17 protein-coding genes and 1 pseudogene are annotated in these 20,392 nt (G+C 50.7%); 17 read left to right on the top strand and 1 reads right to left on the bottom strand.

Features of this window, described 5'->3' with window-relative positions; all coding sequences use genetic code 11:
* Nucleotides 1-57: 57 nt before the first annotated feature.
* From B5F07_RS12580 to B5F07_RS12570, 3 genes are all read left to right on the top strand, one after another.
* Nucleotides 58-1,128, top strand: a complete 1,071-nt coding sequence (locus B5F07_RS12580; RefSeq protein WP_087161640.1) for a carbamoyl phosphate synthase small subunit — start codon at nt 58-60, stop codon at nt 1,126-1,128.
* Complete coding sequence (carB, locus tag B5F07_RS12575; protein ID WP_087161639.1) at nt 1,128-4,328, top strand: carbamoyl-phosphate synthase large subunit; 3,201 nt, start codon at nt 1,128-1,130, stop codon at nt 4,326-4,328. The genes B5F07_RS12580 and carB overlap by 1 nt, the downstream gene beginning before the upstream one ends.
* Before the next feature lie 339 nt (nt 4,329-4,667).
* Nucleotides 4,668-5,168, top strand: a complete 501-nt coding sequence (locus B5F07_RS12570) for an HD domain-containing protein (protein WP_087161638.1) — start codon at nt 4,668-4,670, stop codon at nt 5,166-5,168.
* Nucleotides 5,169-5,181: 13 nt separating this feature from the next.
* Here the strand turns inward: B5F07_RS12570 and B5F07_RS12565 are convergent, their stop codons facing one another.
* Complete coding sequence (locus B5F07_RS12565; RefSeq protein ID WP_162613129.1) at nt 5,182-5,733, bottom strand: TetR/AcrR family transcriptional regulator C-terminal domain-containing protein; 552 nt, start codon at nt 5,731-5,733, stop codon at nt 5,182-5,184.
* 122 nt (nt 5,734-5,855) lie between these two features.
* Between B5F07_RS12565 and B5F07_RS12560 the strand changes: the two genes are divergently transcribed.
* The 14 genes and pseudogenes from B5F07_RS12560 to B5F07_RS12495 form a co-directional block, all read left to right on the top strand.
* Nucleotides 5,856-6,395, top strand: coding sequence for a TetR/AcrR family transcriptional regulator (locus B5F07_RS12560; RefSeq protein ID WP_087161636.1), 540 nt, complete (start codon nt 5,856-5,858; stop codon nt 6,393-6,395).
* Nucleotides 6,396-6,474: 79 nt separating this feature from the next.
* Nucleotides 6,475-7,170 (top strand): VanR-ABDEGLN family response regulator transcription factor, encoded by a 696-nt coding sequence (gene vanR / locus B5F07_RS12555; RefSeq protein WP_087161635.1) that lies wholly within the window; start codon nt 6,475-6,477, stop codon nt 7,168-7,170.
* Nucleotides 7,160-8,302 carry a sensor histidine kinase gene (locus B5F07_RS12550; protein WP_242972522.1) on the top strand — a complete coding sequence of 381 codons (1,143 nt, stop codon included), beginning with the start codon at nt 7,160-7,162 and terminating at the stop codon, nt 8,300-8,302. Before vanR ends, B5F07_RS12550 begins: the two co-directional genes overlap by 11 nt.
* Before the next feature lie 161 nt (nt 8,303-8,463).
* Complete coding sequence (vanG, locus tag B5F07_RS12545) at nt 8,464-9,522, top strand: D-alanine--D-serine ligase VanG (protein WP_087161634.1); 1,059 nt, start codon at nt 8,464-8,466, stop codon at nt 9,520-9,522.
* A gap of 3 nt (nt 9,523-9,525) precedes the next feature.
* Nucleotides 9,526-10,110: a M15 family metallopeptidase gene (locus tag B5F07_RS12540; RefSeq protein ID WP_242972526.1), complete on the top strand. Its 585-nt coding sequence runs from the start codon at nt 9,526-9,528 to the stop codon at nt 10,108-10,110.
* Nucleotides 10,107-11,162 carry an acyltransferase family protein gene (locus tag B5F07_RS12535; RefSeq protein ID WP_087161633.1) on the top strand — a complete coding sequence of 352 codons (1,056 nt, stop codon included), beginning with the start codon at nt 10,107-10,109 and terminating at the stop codon, nt 11,160-11,162. The genes B5F07_RS12540 and B5F07_RS12535 overlap by 4 nt, the downstream gene beginning before the upstream one ends.
* Nucleotides 11,128-12,273 (top strand): serine racemase VanT catalytic subunit, encoded by a 1,146-nt coding sequence (vanT, locus tag B5F07_RS12530; protein ID WP_087161632.1) that lies wholly within the window; start codon nt 11,128-11,130, stop codon nt 12,271-12,273. The genes B5F07_RS12535 and vanT overlap by 35 nt, the downstream gene beginning before the upstream one ends.
* 156 nt (nt 12,274-12,429) lie before the next feature.
* Nucleotides 12,430-13,803, top strand: coding sequence for a PhoH family protein (locus B5F07_RS12525; protein WP_087161705.1), 1,374 nt, complete (start codon nt 12,430-12,432; stop codon nt 13,801-13,803).
* Nucleotides 13,804-13,863: 60 nt separating this feature from the next.
* Nucleotides 13,864-14,541 carry an HD domain-containing protein gene (locus B5F07_RS12520; RefSeq protein WP_330397811.1) on the top strand — a complete coding sequence of 226 codons (678 nt, stop codon included), beginning with the start codon at nt 13,864-13,866 and terminating at the stop codon, nt 14,539-14,541.
* A 19-nt stretch (nt 14,542-14,560) separates the two neighbouring features.
* Nucleotides 14,561-16,636 (top strand): polyphosphate kinase 1, encoded by a 2,076-nt coding sequence (gene ppk1 / locus B5F07_RS12515; protein ID WP_087161631.1) that lies wholly within the window; start codon nt 14,561-14,563, stop codon nt 16,634-16,636.
* The gene (locus B5F07_RS12510) at nt 16,633-17,544 is read left to right on the top strand and encodes a magnesium transporter CorA family protein (protein ID WP_087161630.1); all 912 of its coding nucleotides are present in this window, start codon (nt 16,633-16,635) and stop codon (nt 17,542-17,544) included. Before ppk1 ends, B5F07_RS12510 begins: the two co-directional genes overlap by 4 nt.
* A 191-nt stretch (nt 17,545-17,735) precedes the next feature.
* Nucleotides 17,736-18,512 (top strand): HD domain-containing protein, encoded by a 777-nt coding sequence (locus B5F07_RS12505; protein WP_087161629.1) that lies wholly within the window; start codon nt 17,736-17,738, stop codon nt 18,510-18,512.
* Nucleotides 18,513-18,596: 84 nt separating this feature from the next.
* Nucleotides 18,597-19,724, top strand: a complete 1,128-nt coding sequence (locus tag B5F07_RS12500; protein ID WP_087161628.1) for an aldo/keto reductase — start codon at nt 18,597-18,599, stop codon at nt 19,722-19,724.
* Between the two features lie 276 nt (nt 19,725-20,000).
* Nucleotides 20,001-20,392, top strand: a pseudogene (locus B5F07_RS12495) (hypothetical protein); the annotation flags it as partial.

Raw genomic sequence — 20,392 nt, 5'->3', positions numbered from 1 at the left:
ACTCCAAGAGTGCCTTTCCTATGCAGATTGAAATATACAAAAGGAAAGGGTGGACACATGAAGGCGTTTCTGATTTTGGAAGACGGCACTGTTTTTACAGGCACAAGCATCGGCTCGACAAGAGACTGTATCAGTGAAATCGTATTTAATACTTCTATGACGGGGTATCTGGAGGTGCTGACAGATCCTTCCTATGCAGGACAGGCGGTGGTAATGACCTATCCGCTGATTGGAAATTACGGAATCACACCGGATATGGAATCAAAGAAGGCATGGCCGGATGGATATATAGTAAGAGAACTTTCCAGGATGCCGAGCAATTTCAGGTGCGAGGGAACGATCCAGGATTTCCTTAAAGAGCAGGATATTCCCGGTATCGCAGGAATCGACACCCGTGCCCTTACCAAGATCCTCCGGGAGAAGGGTACGATGAACGGCATGATCACGACAAATGAGAACTACAATCTGGACGAGATCATCCCGCAGTTAAAGAAATATACAGTGGGAGACGTTGTCTCCAGAGTAACCTGTTCTGAAAAATATGTTCTGGAAGGAAACGGGAAGAAAGTTGCTCTTCTTGACCTTGGAGCAAAGAATAATATTGCAAGATCTTTAAACCAGCGTGGCTGCGAAGTGACTGTTTATCCGGCCCACACAACCGCGGAGGAAATCATTTCATCAAATCCCGACGGTATCATGCTCTCAAACGGACCTGGAGATCCGGCTGACTGCACTTCTGTTATCGAAGAAATCAGAAAATTGTACAATACAGATATTCCGATTTTTGCCATCTGTCTCGGACACCAGCTTATGGCGCTTGCTACGGGTGCGTCTACACATAAGCTGAAATACGGCCACAGGGGCGGAAACCATCCGGTGAAAGACCTTCAGACCGGAAGAGTGTACATCTCATCTCAGAACCACGGCTACGTTGTGGATGAGGAGAGTGTGGATCCGAAGGTGGCAGTTCCGGCATTCCGCAATGTAAATGACGGGACGAACGAGGGACTTTCCTATGTGGGCAAGAACATCTTTACTGTTCAGTTCCACCCGGAGGCGTGTCCCGGGCCACAGGATTCCGGTTACCTGTTTGACAGATTTATAGAGATGATGGGAGGAGCGAAATAATGCCCAGAGATTTAAGTATTAAAAAAGTATTGGTTATCGGTTCCGGTCCGATCGTCATCGGACAGGCGGCGGAGTTCGACTATGCAGGAACACAGGCGTGCCGTTCCCTGAAGGAAGAGGGGCTTGAGGTCGTTCTTCTCAACTCGAATCCGGCGACGATCATGACAGATAAAGATATCGCGGACCGCGTTTACATCGAGCCGCTGACCGTAGAAGTGGTTGAACAGCTGATCCTCAAGGAAAAACCGGACAGTGTGCTTCCGACCCTGGGAGGACAGGCGGGACTGAACCTTGCCATGGAACTGGAGGAAGCCGGTTTCCTGAAGGAAAACAATGTGCGTCTTATCGGAACCACTTCCGAGACGATCAAGAAGGCGGAAGACCGTCTGGAGTTCAAGGCGACCATGGAGAAGATCGGCGAGCCTGTTGCCGCGTCTCTGGTTGTGGAAAATGTGGACGATGGCCTGGCATTTGCCAACAAGATCGGTTACCCGGTGGTGCTCCGTCCGGCTTACACGCTGGGAGGAAGCGGCGGCGGTATCGCCCATGATTCCCACCAGCTCGTGGAGATCCTGGAAAACGGACTCCGTCTTTCCCGTGTGGGTCAGGTGCTTGTGGAGCGCTGCATCGCGGGATGGAAGGAGATCGAGTACGAGGTGATGCGGGACAGCGCAGGAAACTGCATTACCGTATGTAATATGGAAAATATCGACCCGGTGGGCGTTCACACCGGAGACAGTATCGTTGTGGCTCCGTCCCAGACTCTGGGCGACAAGGAGTACCAGATGCTTCGTACTTCCGCCCTCAATATTATCAGCGAGCTGAACATCACCGGAGGGTGTAACGTACAGTATGCCCTGAATCCGGATTCCTTTGAGTACTGTGTCATCGAGGTAAATCCGCGTGTGAGCCGTTCTTCCGCGCTGGCGTCCAAGGCAACGGGATATCCGATTGCCAAGGTGGCGGCGAAGATCGCCCTGGGATATACCCTGGATGAGATCAAGAATGCCATCACGAAGAAGACATATGCAAGCTTTGAACCCATGCTTGACTATGTGGTTGTGAAGATGCCACGTCTTCCCTTTGATAAATTCATCAGCGCCAAGAGGACGCTGACTACGCAGATGAAGGCGACCGGAGAGGTCATGAGCATCTGCAACAATTTCGAGGGCGCGCTGATGAAAGCCATCCGTTCCCTGGAGCAGCATGTGGACTGCCTGATGTCCTATGATTTCACCGCACTTTCCAAGGACGAGCTCCTCGAGGAACTTGGAATCGTGGACGACATGAGAATCTGGAGAATCGCGGAGGCGGTCCGCAGAGGAATCGATTACGATACCATTTATAATATCACGAAGATCGACCGCTGGTTTATCGACAAGATCGCCATTATCGTGGAGATGGAAAACGCCCTGAAAACACAGGAGCTGACTCCGGAACTCTTAAAAGAGGCGAAACGCATCGAGTTCCCGGATAACGTGATCGCCCGGCTGACAGGAAAGAGCGAGCGCGAGATTCATGATATGCGCCATGAAAACGGGATCGTTGCGGCGTACAAGATCGTTGATACCTGTGCGGCAGAGTTTGCGGCGGAAACTCCGTATTACTATTCCGTATACGGAAGCGAAAACGAAGTAGAGAAGACAGAAGGGAAGAAGAAAGTCCTTGTCCTTGGTTCCGGACCGATCCGGATCGGACAGGGAATCGAGTTCGACTTCTGCTCCGTGCACTGTACATGGGCATTCTCCAAAGAGGGATACGAGACGATTATCGTCAACAACAACCCGGAAACGGTAAGTACGGACTTTGATATTGCAGACAAGCTGTATTTTGAGCCTCTCACACCGGAAGATGTGGAGAGCATTGTAGATATTGAGAAGCCGGACGGCGCTGTAGTGCAGTTCGGCGGCCAGACAGCTATCAAGCTGACCGAGGCGCTCATGAAGATGGGTGTGCCGATTCTCGGAACTTCCGCGGAAAACGTAGACAAGGCGGAGGACCGCGAACTTTTCGATGAGATTCTGGAAGAGTGTGAGATCCCGCGTCCGACCGGAGGAACCGTATTTACTGCAGAAGAGGCGAAAGAGGTTGCCAACCGTCTGGGGTATCCGGTGCTTGTGCGTCCTTCCTACGTGCTGGGCGGACAGGGAATGCAGATTGCCATCAACGACAACGATGTGGATCAGTTTATCGGAATCATTAACCGGATCGCTCAGGATCACCCGATCCTTGTGGACAAGTACCTGCAGGGTAAGGAGATCGAGGTGGATGCGGTGTGTGACGGAACGGATATTCTGATTCCGGGTATCATGGAGCATATTGAGCGTGCGGGAATCCACTCGGGAGACAGTATTTCCGTCTATCCGGCCCAGAGCCTGACCGAAGGGGCAAAGGCAAAGATTGCCGAGTATACGAGAAGACTGGCGAAGTCCCTGCATGTCATCGGAATGATCAATATCCAGTTCATTGTCTGCGGTGACGAGGATGTATATGTCATCGAAGTCAATCCGCGTTCCAGCCGTACCGTGCCGTATATCAGCAAGGTGACGGGAATTCCGATCGTTCCCCTGGCGACTCAGGTGATCATCGGAAAGAAGATCCGCGAGCTCGGCTATACTCCGGGACTTCAGCCGGAGGCAGACTATGTGGCTGTGAAGATGCCGGTATTCTCCTTCGAGAAGATCCGCGGCGCTGATATCAGCCTCGGACCTGAGATGAAATCCACAGGAGAGTGCCTTGGAATTGCGAAGACCTTCGATGAAGCGCTCTATAAGGCATTCCTCGGCGCAGGAATCAAACTGCCGAAGTTCAAGAACATGATCATGACTGTCCGTGATGAGGATCAGCAGGAGGCTGTGGAGATCGGACGCAGGTTTGCCGATATCGGATACCATATTTTCGCTACAAGCGGAACCGCCCGGGCACTCAACGCGGCGGGAGTTAAGGCCACTCCGGTGCGTAAGATCGAGCAGGAGTCCCCGAACCTCCTGGACCTGATACTGGGTCACAAGATCGATCTTGTCATCGATATCCCGGCTCAGGGAGTGGAGCATTCCAGGGATGGATTCGTCATCCGCCGGAACGCCATCGAGACAGGTGTCAATGTGCTGACTGCCATTGATACGGCTCGTGCGCTGATCACCAGTCTGGAGAATACAGATATTAAGAAACTGACGCTTATTGATATTGCGACAATATAGGCGAATAGAATCGGGAAGTCCTCCCGGGAGGACAGAAAAAAGATAAAGTTGTTTCAAAAAGAAGACCGCAGGACTCTTCGCCGGGGAGAATGTATTCCGGAGCGCAGAGTCCTGCGGTCAAACTGTACTGAGAGAGGGCTCTGAAAATGGACAGAACAAGGGATATCAGTCTGCACTTTACAGAAAAAGGTTCCGGCACACCGCTTATTGAATCCGATGAAGTGAAAGGACAGGAAACCGGGCGAAGATGCGAAAGTTGGATATCGAGGCGGACTTGTAAAGAGAAAGAAAAATGAGTATAATATGTCTAGAATTTACAGAAAGCGGAAGTGAACATATATGAAATTGCAGAATCCATTTTCGGTACGTCAGGAGCAGGAGATTCCGGCGGAATTTCTCGATCTGATCAGCGACATCCTTTCCAATCCGGAGTTCCTCACTCTGGATTCCTACAGCCATCATCCGGGCGCCAGCCGCCTGGTACACAGCATGAATGTGTCTTATCTGGCGTGGAAGATGGCGAAACGCCGGGGATATGATGAACGGGCTGCAGCAAGGATCGGTCTGCTGCACGACTTCTGTCCTTATGATTTTGAGGACAGGACGCCTACGGGAGAGCATCAGGCGTTTTACCATCCGAAAGCGGCAGCGTGGTACAGCAGGGAATACTTTCATATCAGCGAAGAGGAAGAAAGTGCGATCCTTACTCATATGTTCCCTATCGGACCGTTGCCGAGGAACCGCCTGGCATGGATTATCACTCTGGCGGACAAACAGGCATCAATCCTGGAGGTATGCGGCGTGACAGTTGTACCCAGATACGGGATAAGCCTGACGTGAGCCGGGACAGGTGTCAGGTATCATATTTCCGGGCAAGATGTTCGGAAATGCCGAGGAGACAGGATTTGAGAAACAGACTGAAATCTTCCGGCGGCATACAGTCCTTTTTCAGAATCCATTTTTTAATGGCACAGACAAAGGCATCGGCATAGAACTCGGCGTATGAGCTGAGAGGAAAGCCGGTGCCTTTAAAACGTGCCCGGATCAGGTCTTCCTGAATCAGATCGCTGACGATGCTCTCAAAATATTCGGTAAAGGAGTTCTGACCATTGACGCTGAAAATCTTCTGGTACATCTCGCGGTTTGTATAAAAATAGCGGCAGAGATCTTCCAGAAGTTCCCAGGAGCCCTGATGCCCGCTCTCGCTGACCAGGGTGAAAAATTCCGTGTAAAAGACCCAGTTGATTAGATCATACTTGTCTTTAAAATGGTAATAAAAGCTTTTGCGGTTCATTCCGCATTTTTCACAGATGTTTCCGACACTGATTTTTTCGACGGGAAGGGATGCGGCAAGCTTCCTGAAAGCCTGTCCCAGAGCATGCTTTGTAATGTTTGAATCAGCCAAAATAATCCCCTCCTGACCTGTCAGCATTTGCAACGAACGATAAAAAGTAGTATATTATAACATAAAAATTCTTGCAAGTTTCAGTTGAGGTTTTGTTACAAAAGACGGGGAAGTGTTCAGAAATGCAGAGAAAGACGGCTAAACAGGAACTGATGCGGGAGTGTATTTTCACCGCGCTGATGCTTCTGATGGAGAAAGAGGACTACGACAGGATTACCATAACAGACATTGCAAAAAGAGCCGGAGTATCGCGTATGGCGTATTACAGGATGTACCGCTCCAAGGACGACATTCTGACGGATCATATGCGGTGGGTTTTCGACCGGATTGCCGACCAGGTAAAGGAACAGAAGATCACAACGGAAAAAGAATTCTTTATCTGCTATTACCGTGAGGTGCAAAAGAATACAGTATTTCTGAAAAATGTCGTGAAAGCAGGACTCATGGAACAGGTCTGGAGAATCATGAAGGACTATGCGGACGATTTCTATATGTACCGTAAAGAGGGAAAGAATCCGGAAGGGGAAGACCGGTACAGGGTGAGCTTCTTTGTCGGGGGAATCCTTCTGCTCACCAGGGAATGGCTGGAAAGCGGGATGAATGAGAGCGTTGAGGAGATGGCGTCCATTTCTACCAGGACTGCCGACGCTCTGCTTAGTTAAATCTTAATAATTTATCATTAAAAAAATCAGAAACGCTTAATCTCTTTTTGGTATCATTTATATTCAGGAGGACTGTTCCATGAATGAGAAGATACTTGTTGTAGATGATGAAAAAGAGATAGCGGATCTGGTTGATCTTTATCTTTCCAACGAAAATTTTACTGTAATCAAATGCTACAGCGCCGGAGACGCCATGGAGCATATCTCCCGCGGGGAAGTGGATCTGGCGATTCTGGATGTAATGCTTCCGGATATGAGCGGATTTCAGCTCTGCCGGAAGATCCGGGAACACTACTGCTATCCGGTGATCATGCTGACGGCAAAAGGGGAAGAGATCGATAAGATTACCGGTCTGACTCTGGGAGCGGATGATTATATTACAAAACCGTTCCTGCCTCTGGAGCTTGTGGCGCGGGTGAAGGCGCAGCTGCGCCGATATAAAAAATACAATTCGGGAACGGCAAAAGAAGAGGAAATTCTTGTACATTCGGGGCTTGTGCTGAATATACGCACCCACGAATGTACGTTGAACGAGAAACAACTTGATCTGACACCCACGGAATTTTCCATCCTCTATATTCTCTGCAGGCAGAAAGGGGAGGTGGTGAGTGCTGAAGAGCTGTTCCATGAAATCTGGGGAGATGAGTATTACAGCAAGAGCAATAATACCATCACCGTCCATATCCGTCATCTGCGCGAGAAGATGGGGGATTCGTTCGAAAATCCAAAGTATATCAAGACAGTCTGGGGGTGCGGGTATAAAATTGAAAAGTAGATTTTCTGTCACATTCAAAGTGCTGACAGCCTGTTCGTTTGGGTTCAACCTCTGCTGTATCACCTATTATCTGATGGATACGGTGTGGAACGGTTCTTTTGTAGACTGGTTCGAGTCCCGCTTTGTGATCCGGGAAAAAGAGTATATCCCGGAGCTGAAGGGTTATATCCTGACATACAGTATCAACTGGTCACGGTTCAAGCTGCTTCTTCTTGAACTGCTGATTGTGGGAGTGATCATCTGCCTATGCATTGCCGTCTGTGCGGCGGATCGTTACGCGCGCAGACGGGTGACAAAGACGGTGGGAGAGATCAGCCAGATGATCCGGATCTGCATGCAGCAGGAAGGAGGAGAACTCTCGGAAATGTTTCCGGAAAAATATGCGGAAATCTATGTTCAGATGGCAGATTTCAAGGCAATGGTGCGTCATCATGAGCAGATGCGCAAGGAGGAAGTGTCCCGCAAAAACGATCTGATCACCTATCTCGCCCATGATCTCAAGACGCCGCTCACCTCGGTGATCGGCTATCTGACTCTCCTGAAGGAGACCCCGGATATGCCGGAAAAGCAGAGAGCCCGTTACATCAATATTGCCCTGGATAAAGCCAGCCGTCTGGAAGATCTGACCAATGAGTTCTTTGAGATCACCCGTTACAATCTGCAGCAGATCGCGTTGGAGATGGAGAGCATAGATCTGTATTATATGATGGTACAGCTTACGGATGAGTTTTATCCGGTCTTAAGCGCCCACGGAAATACAGTCCGGCTTGATATTGATGAAGATCTGATGATCTACGGTGACGCGGAAAAGCTTGCCAGAGTGTTCAACAATATTCTGAAAAATGCAGTGTCCTACAGTTACCGGGATACAGAGATCGAGATCTGTGCCCGTGCCACAAAGACGGAGACACGGATCTGTTTCCGGAACAGGGGAAAAACGATTCCTCCGCAGAAGCTGGACGCCCTTTTTGAAAAATTTTTCCGTCTGGATGAAGCGCGGACGGCGAACACCGGCGGTGCCGGACTGGGCCTGGCAATAGCAAAAGAGATCGTCACACTTCATGGAGGGACGATTCAGGCGGAGAGTGAGAATGAGACAACGATTTTTCTCATCACTCTGCCGAGATCCTGACAGCGTAAGAAATTTCTAAAATCCTCTTAGGCTTTTCTTAGGAAATAAACAACTGAATATTAAAATACAGGGGACCCCCGGACGGTAGAATGAAACCGTACGGGGGTTTTGATATGGCATGAACTCCGTGCGGTATAAGAAAGTCTGACGAGGTGAGAAGGATGAAAAAAGAGAAGAAAAAGCAGACAGTGGCAGTATTGTTCGGAGGCTGTTCTCCGGAGTACAGTGTATCCCTGCAGTCTGCATATGCAGTTATTACACATATGAATCCGGAGAAATACGATACGGTTCTGATCGGAATCGATGGTGACAGCGGGCAATGGTATCTCTACCGGGGAGATGTGGACCGGATCCCCGAGGATCAATGGATGGATGAGCGCCTGTGCACACCGGTGACAGTCAGCATGGACCGGCGGGAACACAGCCTCTGCTATATGGAAGAGGGAACGGTAAAGAAGATCGCTCTGGATGCGGCTCTCCCTGTGCTTCACGGCAGAAACGGGGAGGACGGGACCGTTCAGGGAGTATTCGAACTGGCAGGAATCCGTGTAGTCGGATGCGGTCTCCTGTGTTCTGCCGTATGTATGGACAAGGAGATGGCGCACCAGATCGTATCTGCGGCAGGAATCCGTACGGCACGGTCGTTTATGGCGGAAAAGCCGTACCGTGAGACGGAGCTTATGTCCCGGGCGGAAGAACTGGGATATCCGCTGTTCGTAAAGCCGCTCCGGGCGGGCTCATCCTTTGGCATCACGAAAGTATGCCGCAGGACAGAACTGATCCCCGCAGTGGAGCGTGCGTTTGAGCACGATTCGCTGATTGTCATGGAAGAGATGATCGACGGCTTTGAGGTGGGATGCGCCATACTGGGAAATCAGGAGCTTACCGTGGGAGAGGTGGATGAGATCGAACTGTCGGATGGATTCTTCAACTTTGAGGAAAAGTATACGCTGAAGACATCGAAGATACACGTACCTGCCCGGATCTCTCCGGAAAAGGCAGAGGAGATCAAAGAGGCGGCAGTTACGATCTATCGTGTCCTGAAGTGTACGGATTTTGCGCGGATCGACATGTTCCTGACCCCGGAGGGGGAGATCTGTTTCAATGAGGTGAATACGATACCGGGATTCACTACCCACAGCAGATATCCGGGTATGCTGAAAGCTGCCGGAATCAGTTTTGAGGAGATTGTGGACCGGATTCTGGAGGGTGTGCGGTAAGTGATGGAGAGAAGTGACTGGAATTATCTGATCCTTGTAAACAGGGAGAACCCGCTGAGGAGATTTCCGGATGCGGATATGCTGGAGCCGGTTCTGGAAGAATACCCGGACGTCCTTATGGAACACAGGGCAGCGCGCGCCCTTCGGGCTTTGCTCGAAGCAATCGGAAACCGGGGAGAGATCATCCCGGTCAGCGGCTTCCGTACTCAGGCGGAACAGCAGAAGATCTGGGATGACACGCTCCTGGAACGGGGCGAGGAGTTTACCCGGAAGTTTGTTGCATACCCGGGCTGCAGTGAACATCAGACCGGACTTGCCATCGATCTGGGCGCCAATCTCCCGGAGATTGATTTTATCTGCCCGGAATTCCCGGATACGGGGATCTTCGGAAAGTTTCGGGAGAAGGCGGCTGACTTCGGCTTTATCGAGCGCTATCCGAAGGGAAAAGAAGCTGTGACCGGGATCGGCGCGGAGCCCTGGCATTTCCGGTATGTAGGGGTTCCCCATGCAGCGGTGATGAAAGCCGGCGGGCTGGTTCTGGAAGAGTATGCAGAGGAGAGGAATGCTTTCGGAGGAGGAGTAAAATGAGACGGGGAAAAGAGTATGCGGGAATCGACTGGTTCCGTCTGCCTGCCGCGCTGATGGTGATCGCCATTCATACGGCGCCGTTCTCAAAAATCAGTGAAAGCCTGGATTTTCTGCTGACGTATTGCCTGGGCAGGGTGGCGGTGCCCTTTTTTCTGATGACTACAGGGTACTTTGTCCTGGCACCGGCATGTTCCGGCGGGCTGCGCCGCTTTCTGAAAAAGAACGTTCTGCTCTATCTGGCAGTAACGCTTCTGTATCTGCCGCTTACGGTCTATGCGGGAAATCTGCCGGAAAGTTTAGCGGGAGCTGTGAGAGATCTTATGCTGGATGGGACATTCTATCATCTGTGGTATTTTCCTGCAGCGATCCTGGGGAGTGTGATTGTATCTGTCCTGCTCCGTGTATGCAGTTTCAGGGCAGCAGGAGTCTTTGCGGTATGTGCGTATCTTGTCGGGCTGCTGGGGGACAGTCTCTATGGAGCGGCACAGGCGGTTCCGGTGCTGCGGGCGTTTTACGGCGGGATCTTTTCCATCTGCAGTTATACGAGAAACGGAATCTTCTACGCCCCGGTATTCCTGATGATGGGTGTGATGCTCCGCAGATCCGAGAAAATGAGGGGACCGGAGAGGATGGCGGACCGCAGGGGAGAACAGCGGCGGAATACAGTGCTTCTGATGATATCGTCTGTGTTGATGATGACAGAAGGTTATCTGTCCTTTCATTTCGGCCTGCAGCGGCATAACAGCATGTATCTCTTTCTGCTTCCGGTCATGTATTTCCTCTACCGCCTGCTTCTGAGCATGAAAGGAAATGCGCCGGTCTGGACCCGCTCCTGCTCCATGCTTGTCTATGTGATCCACCCGGCTGTGATCGTGGCGCTGCGGTGTGCGGCAGGGGCAGCGGGACTGGAGACAGTCCTGGTGGAAAACCCGCTGGTACTGTTTCTCTGCGTAAGTGTAATATCCTTTGCAGCGGCCATGGCTGCAGGATGGGTGTATAGAAAGAAGGTGACAGACAATGAATCAGAAAGGACGCGCATGGATCGAACTTGACCTGCACAACCTGCATCATAATGTGGAGGAACTCCGCAAGGCTGCCGGAGCGGGCTGCGAGCTGATGCCCGCGGTGAAGGCAAACGCCTATGGACACGGTGCAGTACCGGTCTCCCGGGCTCTTGCCGGGGACGGAATTACAAGCTTCTGTGTGGCCTCCCTGGGAGAGGGGATTGAACTTCGGGAGGCGGGCATCCGGGGAATGATCCTGATCCTGGGATATACTTCTCCTGCCGATTTCCCGGAACTGCTGAATTATAATCTTACCCAGACGGTTGTGGATGCAGCCTGCGCAGACGATCTGGACCGGTGCGGGAGAAAACTGGGACAGAGAATCCCGGTCCATGTGGGGATTGACACCGGGATGCACCGGCTTGGAGAGCGCAGCAGTGATCTGGAGCGGATTCTGCCTCTGTGGGAGGTGGACGGGATCCGTATCGACGGGGTATTTTCCCATCTCTGTGTATCGGACGGGATTACGGAGAGGGAGCGCGCATTTACCATGGAACAGATCCGGAAGTTCCGGGAGGTTGTGGAGAAGATTCACAGTGCGGGAAAAAGCGGTTTTAAGACACATCTTCAGGGAAGCTACGGGCTACTGAACTATCCCGGTGCGGGATTTGACTTCGCACGCCCGGGAATCGCACTGTACGGGGCTTACAGCCTGCCGGAAGATGAGAAAAACACTGTCTTCCCGGCTGACCTCCGCCCGGTGCTCTCACTGAAAGCCCGGGTGGAAACGGTGAAAATGCTCCGCGCCGGAGAGTCCGCCGGCTACGGACTCACTTATACGGCTCCATCGGATCGGAAAATAGCCGTTGTATCCGCGGGCTACGCGGACGGTGTGCCAAGGAATCTGTCCAACTGCGGGCATGCCCTTGTGAAAGGGCAGAAAGTCCCCATCGTGGGACGGATCTGCATGGATCAGTTCACCCTGGACGTGACGGAGGTCAGAAATGTGTTTCCCGGAGATGAGGCGGTTCTGATCGGCAGATCCGGCAGCCGGGAAATCAGCGCGGCGGAGATGGCACAGGCCGCCGGTACTATTTCCAATGAAATTTTAAGCCGTCTGGGTTCACGGCCCGAGCGCATTGTTTTTACACAGATTTAACAATTCTCTTACCCTGCTGTTTACCGGTATGTTATACAATGTATGACAGAACCGGGGACGGACAGGGTTTTTCTTTTGTCCGGATATCCGGTGGGGCGTCTGTGCGAAAAGAGTGCAGGGTCTGATATTTTAATGAAGGATGAAGAGGAATATTCTATGGTAAAAATTTATGTGGCAGACACCAGTGTTCTGATCCAGGCCCCGTATGCCATCGAGAGTTTTGAAGACAATCAGGTCGTGCTCCCGATGGTGGTTCTGGAAGAACTGGATCATTTGAAAAAATCGGAAGGCGAAGCAGGGGCGAATGCCCGCAGAGTTATCCGCTATCTGGAACAGCTCCGTTTCAAAGGCAATCTCATCCGCGGAGTGGAACTGGAAAACGGTGGTACACTCCGGGTGGAAAAAAACTATGTGGATGTAGAGCTCCCGGAGGATCTCTCGGAAAAGGTGATGGACAACCGGATTCTGAAAGTCTGTCTCGGGCTGTCCCGGGAGAAAGAGGAACAGGTGATCCTTGTGACGAAAGATCTGCTCCTGCGCATCAAAGCGCAGATACTCGGGATTGATGCGGAGGATTTCACCACAGATCAGGTGCTGGATCATGAGAAACAGTACACCGGCAGGTGCGAGCTGTTCGTCCCGGAAGAGATTTTCAAAGAATTCAAGAAAAAAGGAGTGCCTGTCGATAAAGTGTATGCGATCAATGCGCAGGGGGAAAACTATGTTCCAGAGCTGGAGGAGAATCAGTTTGTGATTCTCAGGGCGGATCAGTCCACGAAAAAGACCCATCTTGGAAGAGTGGAAAACGGCGTGATCCGCAAACTGGAGTACCGCAAGAGTTCACCCTACGGCATCTCCCCACGCAGTGCAGGCCAGTATTTTCTTCAGGAGGCCCTGATGCAGCCCGCGGAAAAAGCACCACTGGTCATCGTTAAGGGAATGGCGGGTACGAGCAAGACATTTTATTCACTGGCAGTGGGACTGGAAAAACTGCTCAACCATCCCACAGGCGAGTACCGGAGAATCCTTGTCTGCCGCCCTAACGCCCAGTTTGACGATGACATCGGTTTTCTTCCCGGGGATGAGCAGGAGAAGATTTCCCCGCTGATGCGTCCGATTATGGACAATCTGGAGCAGCTCATCGATTCCAGTGAGGAAGACCGCTATGCTGACGAAGAAGAACTGCAGGGGAAAATCGAGGAGATTTTTGCCAGAGGCCTGATTCAGACGGAAGCCCTCAACTATATCAGAGGCCGCTCCATTGTCAAGACATATCTGATCATCGACGAGGCGCAGAATACTACGCCGAACCAGATCAAGGGCATTATTACCAGAGCAGGGAAAGATACGAAGATCATCCTTCTGGGCGACCCCAATCAGATCGACCGTCCTTTCCTGGATGAGCGCACCAACGGGTTAAGCTATGCTTCCGAACATATGAAGGGAAGTCCTCTGTGCTGGCAGATCACCATGACCGCCCAGGAATGCGAGCGGTCGGCCCTTGCCATGGAAGCGGCGGGGAGGCTGTAACAGTCCGGATGGAAGAAACAGACCGGGGCGGCTTTGGACCCGGATAAAGATGCGCGGGGAATGAATACAATGGAATACAGGACGAATTTTAAACAAATCAGAAAGAATGAGGAGATTAATCTCCTGATCGAAAAGGGAAATGATATTCTCAATGTGCTGGGCTACACCGAGCACTCGAAAAAACACGCAGCCAAAGTGGCTGAGACCGCAGGCAGAATTTTAAAAGAACTGGGATATGGAAAACGGAAGATTGAACTGGCGATGACCGCCGGATACATGCATGATATTGGAAACAGTATCAACCGCAGCGACCATGCCCACAGCGGGGCGATCCTGGCATACCAGATCTTACGGGAGACGGATATGCCCTTAAAAGACATTCTTACTGTTACGGCGGCGATCGGGCATCACGACGAGGAGACGGGGACAGCAGTGGATGAGGTTTCGGCGGCGCTGATCCTGGCGGATAAGACGGATGTGCGGAGAAACCGGGTGCAGAATCCGGTTCCGTCCAGCTTCGATATTCATGACAGGGTAAATTATGCGGCGCTTTCGTCAAAGTTGATTATTCACAAAGAAAAGTGTATGATACAGATGGACCTGGAGCTTGATGACTCCATCTGTACCGTAATGGATTATTTCGAGATTTTCTTAAACCGCATGATAATGTGCAGGCGTGCTGCGGAATGTCTCGGATGTAAATTTAAACTGGTGGCAAACGGAAATAAACTGTGCTGAATTACCAAGGAGGAAGAGTATGGGACAAATTTATATGAACAGAGAGCTGTCATGGCTGAAATTTAACGAGAGAGTGCTTGAGGAGGCGGCGAATCCGGAAGTGCCGCTCTGCGAGCGGACCACATTTGTATCGATTTATCAGAGCAATCTGGATGAGTTTTTCATGGTGAGGGTGGGATCTCTCCAGGATCAGATGCTCCTGAATACCAAGATCCGTGACAGCAAGACAAACATGACTTCCGAGGAGCAGATCCGCGCGATCTTAAAGGAAGTCAGAAGGCTGAACAGGAAAAAAGACGAGATTTATAAGGATCTGATGAGCCAGATCGAGGGATACGGGATCAAGCTGATTGATTTCTCCATGGCAAAGGCGGATGAGAAAAAGTATCTGGAGCAGTATTTCAATCATGAGATTATGCCTCTGAGTTCCCCGACGGTGGTGGGAAAACGCCAGCCCTTCCCGTTCCTGAGAAATGAGGAGATCTACGCGGTAGTGGTTCTCGAGACAAGAAACAAAAAGGAGCGGATCGGTCTGATCCCCTGTTCCAACAGTATCAGCATGTTAAGCCGCCTGATTGAACTGCCGGGAGGCAAAGGGCGTTATATGCTTCTTGAAGACCTGATCCTCCACTACATCGGAAAGATTTTCAAGGGATATAAGGTGAAAGGAAAATCCCTGATCCGCGTGGTGAGAAATGCCGATATCGATGCGGACGCCCTCTATGACGAGGATCTGGACTACCGTGAATTCATGGCGGATCTGATGAAGGAGAGAAAGAAGCTCTCCCCGGTGCGCCTGGATCTTTCCAGGGAAATGGACGGGGATGTGGTGGAAGCACTCTGCCGGTATCTGGACGTTTCTCCGGAGAGGACTTTCCGCAGTGAGGCACCTCTGGATGTTTCTTTCCTCTTCAAGATCCAGGACATGCTGCGCATGAATCCGGAGCTGTTCTATGAGAAAAGGGTTCCGCAGAAATCGCCGGATTTCCGGGATGGTGCAAGTATTCTGGAGCAGATCAAAGAGGAGGACAAGCTGCTGTCCTATCCTTATGAATCTATCCGCCCGTTCCTGAAGATGCTCACAGAAGCGGCGGAGGATGACAATGTGATCTCCATCAAGATGACACTGTACCGCCTGGCAAAGCAGAGCAAAGTCGTGGAGGCGCTCTGTGAAGCTGCGGAAAACGGAAAAGAAGTGGTGGTTCTCGTAGAACTGCGGGCACGGTTCGACGAGGAGAACAATATCCGTTGGTCGCGCATGCTTGAAAAAGCGGGATGCCAGATTATCTACGGACTGGAGGGGTATAAAGTACATTCGAAACTCTGCCTGATTACGAGAAAAGGAGAGAAGGGCGTGGAGTACATTACCCAGATCGGCACGGGAAATTATAATGAGAAGACAGCGCGTCTCTACACAGATCTTTCCCTGATGACAGCGAATGAGCAGATCGGAATGGAGGCAGCGAGGGTATTCCAGGCATTGGCAAAAGGCGAGGTGATCGAGGATGTGGATCATCTTCTCGTGGCGCCGAAATGTCTGCAGAATAAGGTGATCGATATGATCGAGGAGGAGATCCGCCATAAAAAGAACGGTGAGGACGCCTATATCGGTCTGAAGCTCAATTCTCTGACAGATAAGAAGATTATCGACAAGCTTGTGGAGGCTTCAAAAGCAGGCGTTCACATTGATATGATCGTTCGCGGTATCTGCTGTCTGATCCCGCAGGTTCCGAAGGAAACGGAGAATATCCGTGTGATCAGCATTGTGGGACGTTTCCTGGAACACTCCAGAATCTATATCTTCGGTGTGGGAGAGCGGACGAGATATTATATCGCCTCCGCTGATTTCATGACAAGAAATACGGTGAAGCGCGTGGAAGTTGCGGCGCCGGTTTATTCGGAAAAACTGAAACAACGGATCCGCGGTATCTTTGATCTCATGCTCAGCGACAACAAAAAAGCGCGGATTGAGGATTCTAATGGAACTTATTCTATGGTAAAATGTGAAGGAGAGCCTGTAAATTCCCAGGAAATGCTTTATCAGCAGGCTTATGACAGAGCGGCAAAAAAGACAGAGAATAAGGTGATAGAATGATATTCAAGTTTGGCGGACAGCTTATTCCCACAGATATGGAACAGTGGGAGGCTGACCCGGTTCCGGCAGTTTTTGTGACAGATTCAAAACATGCGGAACAGGTGCTGGCAAAGGCCGGAATTATTTATGAAAATGAAATCCAGATCTCCAAAATCGGTTTCTGCAGACTTGAGAGCCAGCAGGACTGTGTGGTGGGAACCCTCTGTATTCCCAAACTTCTTGACGTACTGGGGAGCAGATACCGGATGTATTTCTTTGTGAACCGCAGCAACGTGGTGATCGTGGATGATGAGGACTTTTCCATCCGCCTCATACGCAGGATCCAACAGAAGAAGACTCATCAGGGGGAGACGAAAGAGCGGTTCCTCTATAACTACATTGCAGAGTTCATGAGCCGGGATCTGGAAATGCTTGTAGCGTATGAGCGCCGGCTTCTGCGCATGGAGGAGGAAGTCAGCCAGGAGCAGACTGCAAACTTTCAGAACAAGCTGATGCCCGTCCGCAGGGAACTTCTGAATCTGCGGAGCTACTACGATGAGATGATGGACTTAAGCCGGGAACTGGAAGAAAATGAGAACGGCTTTTTTCTGAAAAAGCAGCTCAAGTATTTCGGTACACTTACCGACCGGGCGGACCGTCTGATGAGCAAGACCGGGCACCTTCTGGAATATGCCCAGCAGGTGAAGGAGGCTTATCAGGCGCAGATCGATGCCAGACAGAACAGCAATATGCAGTTTTTAACGGTCCTCTCTACGATATTCTTCCCTCTGACATTGATCACGGGCTGGTTTGGTATGAATTTTCAGAATATGCCGGGGCTCAAAGACGGGTATCCCTGGGTGGTGGCGCTAAGTATTGTGGTTATCGTAATCTGTTTGATTATATTCAAGAAGAAGCATATCATATGATATGCTTCTTGATTATCTCAGGAGAATCTGCTGTTTCTGAGGAACTTCGAAAGAGTGAACTCTGGAAGTGTGTAAGCGCAAAGGTTTGCACTTGAGAAGTGGATGAAAAAGGGTTATACTTTCTGAGGAGGGGATAGCCCTTTCTTTATGCATGAAATTATGAAAATATTCTGATAACAGGAGAAAATCGGATGGATTACAGGAGCGCAAAGCAGGTTTTTGAAGAATATCTGGACGGCTATGACCGGGAGAACGACAAGGTAAAGCTGAAGATCATTCATACATATGGCGTTGTGGCACAGAGCACGGAACTGGCGAAGCGGATGCGGCTTTCCCCGGAGGATACGGAACTGGCGAGGATTATCGCCCTGCTGCATGATATCGGGCGGTTTGAACAGCTGAAGCGCTTTGACAGCTTTCTGCCGGAGACGATGGATCATGCGGCATATGGCGTGAAGGTTCTGTTTGAGGAAGGAATGATCCGCCGGTTCGTGCCGGAAGATACATGGGATGAGATTATCCGGACCGCCATCGCGCGCCACAGTGATTTTAAGTTGGAGGAGTGCGGAAAAGAAGAAAGGATCATGCTTCATGCAAAGCTGATCCGGGATGCGGACAAGTTGGACAACTGCCGTGTGAAACTGGTGGATGATCTGGAGACTTTTATGGGCGCTCCGGCTGAGGAGATCGGCGCCTGTGACATTACTCCGAAGGTAAAGGAGGACGCGCTTGCCGGTCGCAGCATTTATTCTCCGGACCGGGTGACGCTGATGGACTACTGGGTGTCCTATGTGGCATACTTCTACGACCTGAATTTCCGGGCGAGCCTGGATATCGTAGAGGAGCACGACTATGTGAGGCGGATCATCGGAAGAATCCCCTATTCCAATCCGCAGACCCGGGAGACTATGGAGGAGTTGGAAAAACGGGTGCTCCGGTATGTCCGGGAAGCATTAAAACCATGCTGAAAAAGTAAAACAACAGCCGGAAAAAAGCGACAGCCGGAAAAAGGAACGGCAGAAAAAATAACAGGAACAGACAGGAGGACGACTATGGAAAAATATCTTGGAGAAACAATACCGAAACTGGGATTCGGGCTGATGCGTCTGCCCATGAAAGAAGGCGCAGTCGATCTGGAACAGACGAAGAGAATGGTGGATCATTTTATGGAGGCAGGGTTCTGCTATTTTGACACTGCATTCGGATATCTTGACGGAGAGTCGGAGAGGGCGGCGAAGGCAGCCCTTGTAGACCGCTACCCGCGGGAGAAATTCCTCCTGGCGACGAAACTTCCTGCCTGGGCCGGTGCAAAGAGCAAAGATGAGGCGCAGCAGATGTTCTACACATCGTTGGAACGGACCGGTGCGGGATATTTTGACTTTTATCTGCTCCACAATCTTGGCGGTGACCGGACGAAATGCTTCGATGAATACGAGATCTGGGATTTCCTTCAGGCCCGGAAGAAAGAGGGGCTGATCCGGCATCTGGGATTCTCCTTCCATGATAAGGCGGACGTGCTGGATCAGATCCTTACCGAGCATCCGGAAATGGAGTTCGTGCAGCTTCAGATTAACTATACGGACTGGGAAGATCCGGATGTGGAATCTCGGAAATGCTACGAGACAGCACGCAGACACGGAAAATCGGTGATCATCATGGAGCCGGTGAAAGGCGGAACTCTGGCAAACCCGCCGGAAGAGGTGATGAATGTACTCAAAGCAGCAGATCCGGAGGCTTCACCGTCTTCCTGGGCGATCCGTTTTGCAGCGTCTCTGGAAGGTGTCATCACGGTTCTTTCCGGTATGTCCAATATGGAGCAGATGGAGGATAATGTCTCTTATATGAGAAATTTTGTCCCGCTCAGTGAGGAAGAGAAGAAGGTGATCGACCGTGCAAGGGAGATTTTCAATTCCTTCCCGAAAGTGCCCTGCACATCCTGTGCATACTGTATCAAAGGATGTCCGAAAAATATCGGCATATTCGGAACATTTCAGGCAATCAACGTCTATAATATCTACAGGGATCTGAATGCGGCAAAAAATAAATATCAGTGGAATACGGAAGGGTCAAAGAAAGCAAAGGCTTCGGAATGTATCGGGTGCGGAAAGTGCGAACAGGTATGTCCGCAGCATATCCATATCCGTGAGGAACTGAAAAAGGCGGCTGAGGTATTGGAGTAAAAAGACAGATAGATTCAGAAGCAGCTTTGGTATATGTGTTCGCCAGGGCTGCTTCTTTTTACAATCAGAGAAAGCCTTTTTGCATTTCGCTGGAAAACATTCTTGTATTTATCCGCAAATTGTGCTAAACTCAACATATCTTAGACGGGATGCGTATCGCAATATTCTACTCCGTCAGAGATTCCGGTAGTTCTTTGCCTCACAGATTTCCGGGGCGAAAATCAACCACTTGTAACTGTAAACCGCATTCGCTATAATGTAGAAAGGAAAAAGCCTATGAAAAATGAACTTGCCGGAGATCTCACTCTGGCGAAAGGAAAAAGTCAGTATGATACATACTGCAAACGGATTCTTGCAAACAAGGTCATCCTTGCCTGGATTCTGAAATACGCGACAGAAGAATTCAGGGAAATGGAGATCAGCCAGATTAAAAAGTGCATCGGGACGGATGTACAGGTGGCTGAGGTAAAAGTCCTGCCCGGCCAGACCAATACACAGACCGGTATGGCAGACAGAATGGCATCCGCTCTGCCGGAAGCCGAGAAGGTCGCGGTGGAATCGCAGGAAGATTCCGTACCGGGAGAAGGAGAACTCTATTATGACATCCGCTTCTCCGTATACTATGCCCGCATGAAACGTCAGATCAAGCTGATTATTAACGTAGAAGC

Origin of the sequence: Lachnoclostridium sp. An169 (assembly GCF_002160525.1) — a bacterium.
Lineage (GTDB): Bacteria > Bacillota > Clostridia > Lachnospirales > Lachnospiraceae > Mediterraneibacter > Mediterraneibacter cottocaccae.
Note: the sequence above shows the minus strand (reverse complement) of the source record. Positions and strands in the feature narration are given on the sequence as shown.

Excerpts from the sequence above, each read along its gene's own strand:
- B5F07_RS12580 (WP_087161640.1), top strand. The coding sequence starts at position 58 with ATGAAGGCGTTTCTGATTTTGGAAGACGGCACTGTTTTTACAGGCACA.
- carB (WP_087161639.1), top strand. The coding sequence starts at position 1,128 with ATGCCCAGAGATTTAAGTATTAAAAAAGTATTGGTTATCGGTTCCGGT.
- B5F07_RS12570 (WP_087161638.1), top strand. The coding sequence starts at position 4,668 with ATGAAATTGCAGAATCCATTTTCGGTACGTCAGGAGCAGGAGATTCCG.
- B5F07_RS12560 (WP_087161636.1), top strand. The coding sequence starts at position 5,856 with ATGCAGAGAAAGACGGCTAAACAGGAACTGATGCGGGAGTGTATTTTC.
- vanR (WP_087161635.1), top strand. The coding sequence starts at position 6,475 with ATGAATGAGAAGATACTTGTTGTAGATGATGAAAAAGAGATAGCGGAT.
- vanG (WP_087161634.1), top strand. The coding sequence starts at position 8,464 with ATGAAAAAAGAGAAGAAAAAGCAGACAGTGGCAGTATTGTTCGGAGGC.
- B5F07_RS12540 (WP_242972526.1), top strand. The coding sequence starts at position 9,526 with ATGGAGAGAAGTGACTGGAATTATCTGATCCTTGTAAACAGGGAGAAC.
- B5F07_RS12535 (WP_087161633.1), top strand. The coding sequence starts at position 10,107 with ATGAGACGGGGAAAAGAGTATGCGGGAATCGACTGGTTCCGTCTGCCT.
- vanT (WP_087161632.1), top strand. The coding sequence starts at position 11,128 with ATGAATCAGAAAGGACGCGCATGGATCGAACTTGACCTGCACAACCTG.
- B5F07_RS12525 (WP_087161705.1), top strand. The coding sequence starts at position 12,430 with ATGGTAAAAATTTATGTGGCAGACACCAGTGTTCTGATCCAGGCCCCG.
- B5F07_RS12520 (WP_330397811.1), top strand. The coding sequence starts at position 13,864 with ATGAATACAATGGAATACAGGACGAATTTTAAACAAATCAGAAAGAAT.
- ppk1 (WP_087161631.1), top strand. The coding sequence starts at position 14,561 with ATGGGACAAATTTATATGAACAGAGAGCTGTCATGGCTGAAATTTAAC.
- B5F07_RS12510 (WP_087161630.1), top strand. The coding sequence starts at position 16,633 with ATGATATTCAAGTTTGGCGGACAGCTTATTCCCACAGATATGGAACAG.
- B5F07_RS12505 (WP_087161629.1), top strand. The coding sequence starts at position 17,736 with ATGGATTACAGGAGCGCAAAGCAGGTTTTTGAAGAATATCTGGACGGC.
- B5F07_RS12500 (WP_087161628.1), top strand. The coding sequence starts at position 18,597 with ATGGAAAAATATCTTGGAGAAACAATACCGAAACTGGGATTCGGGCTG.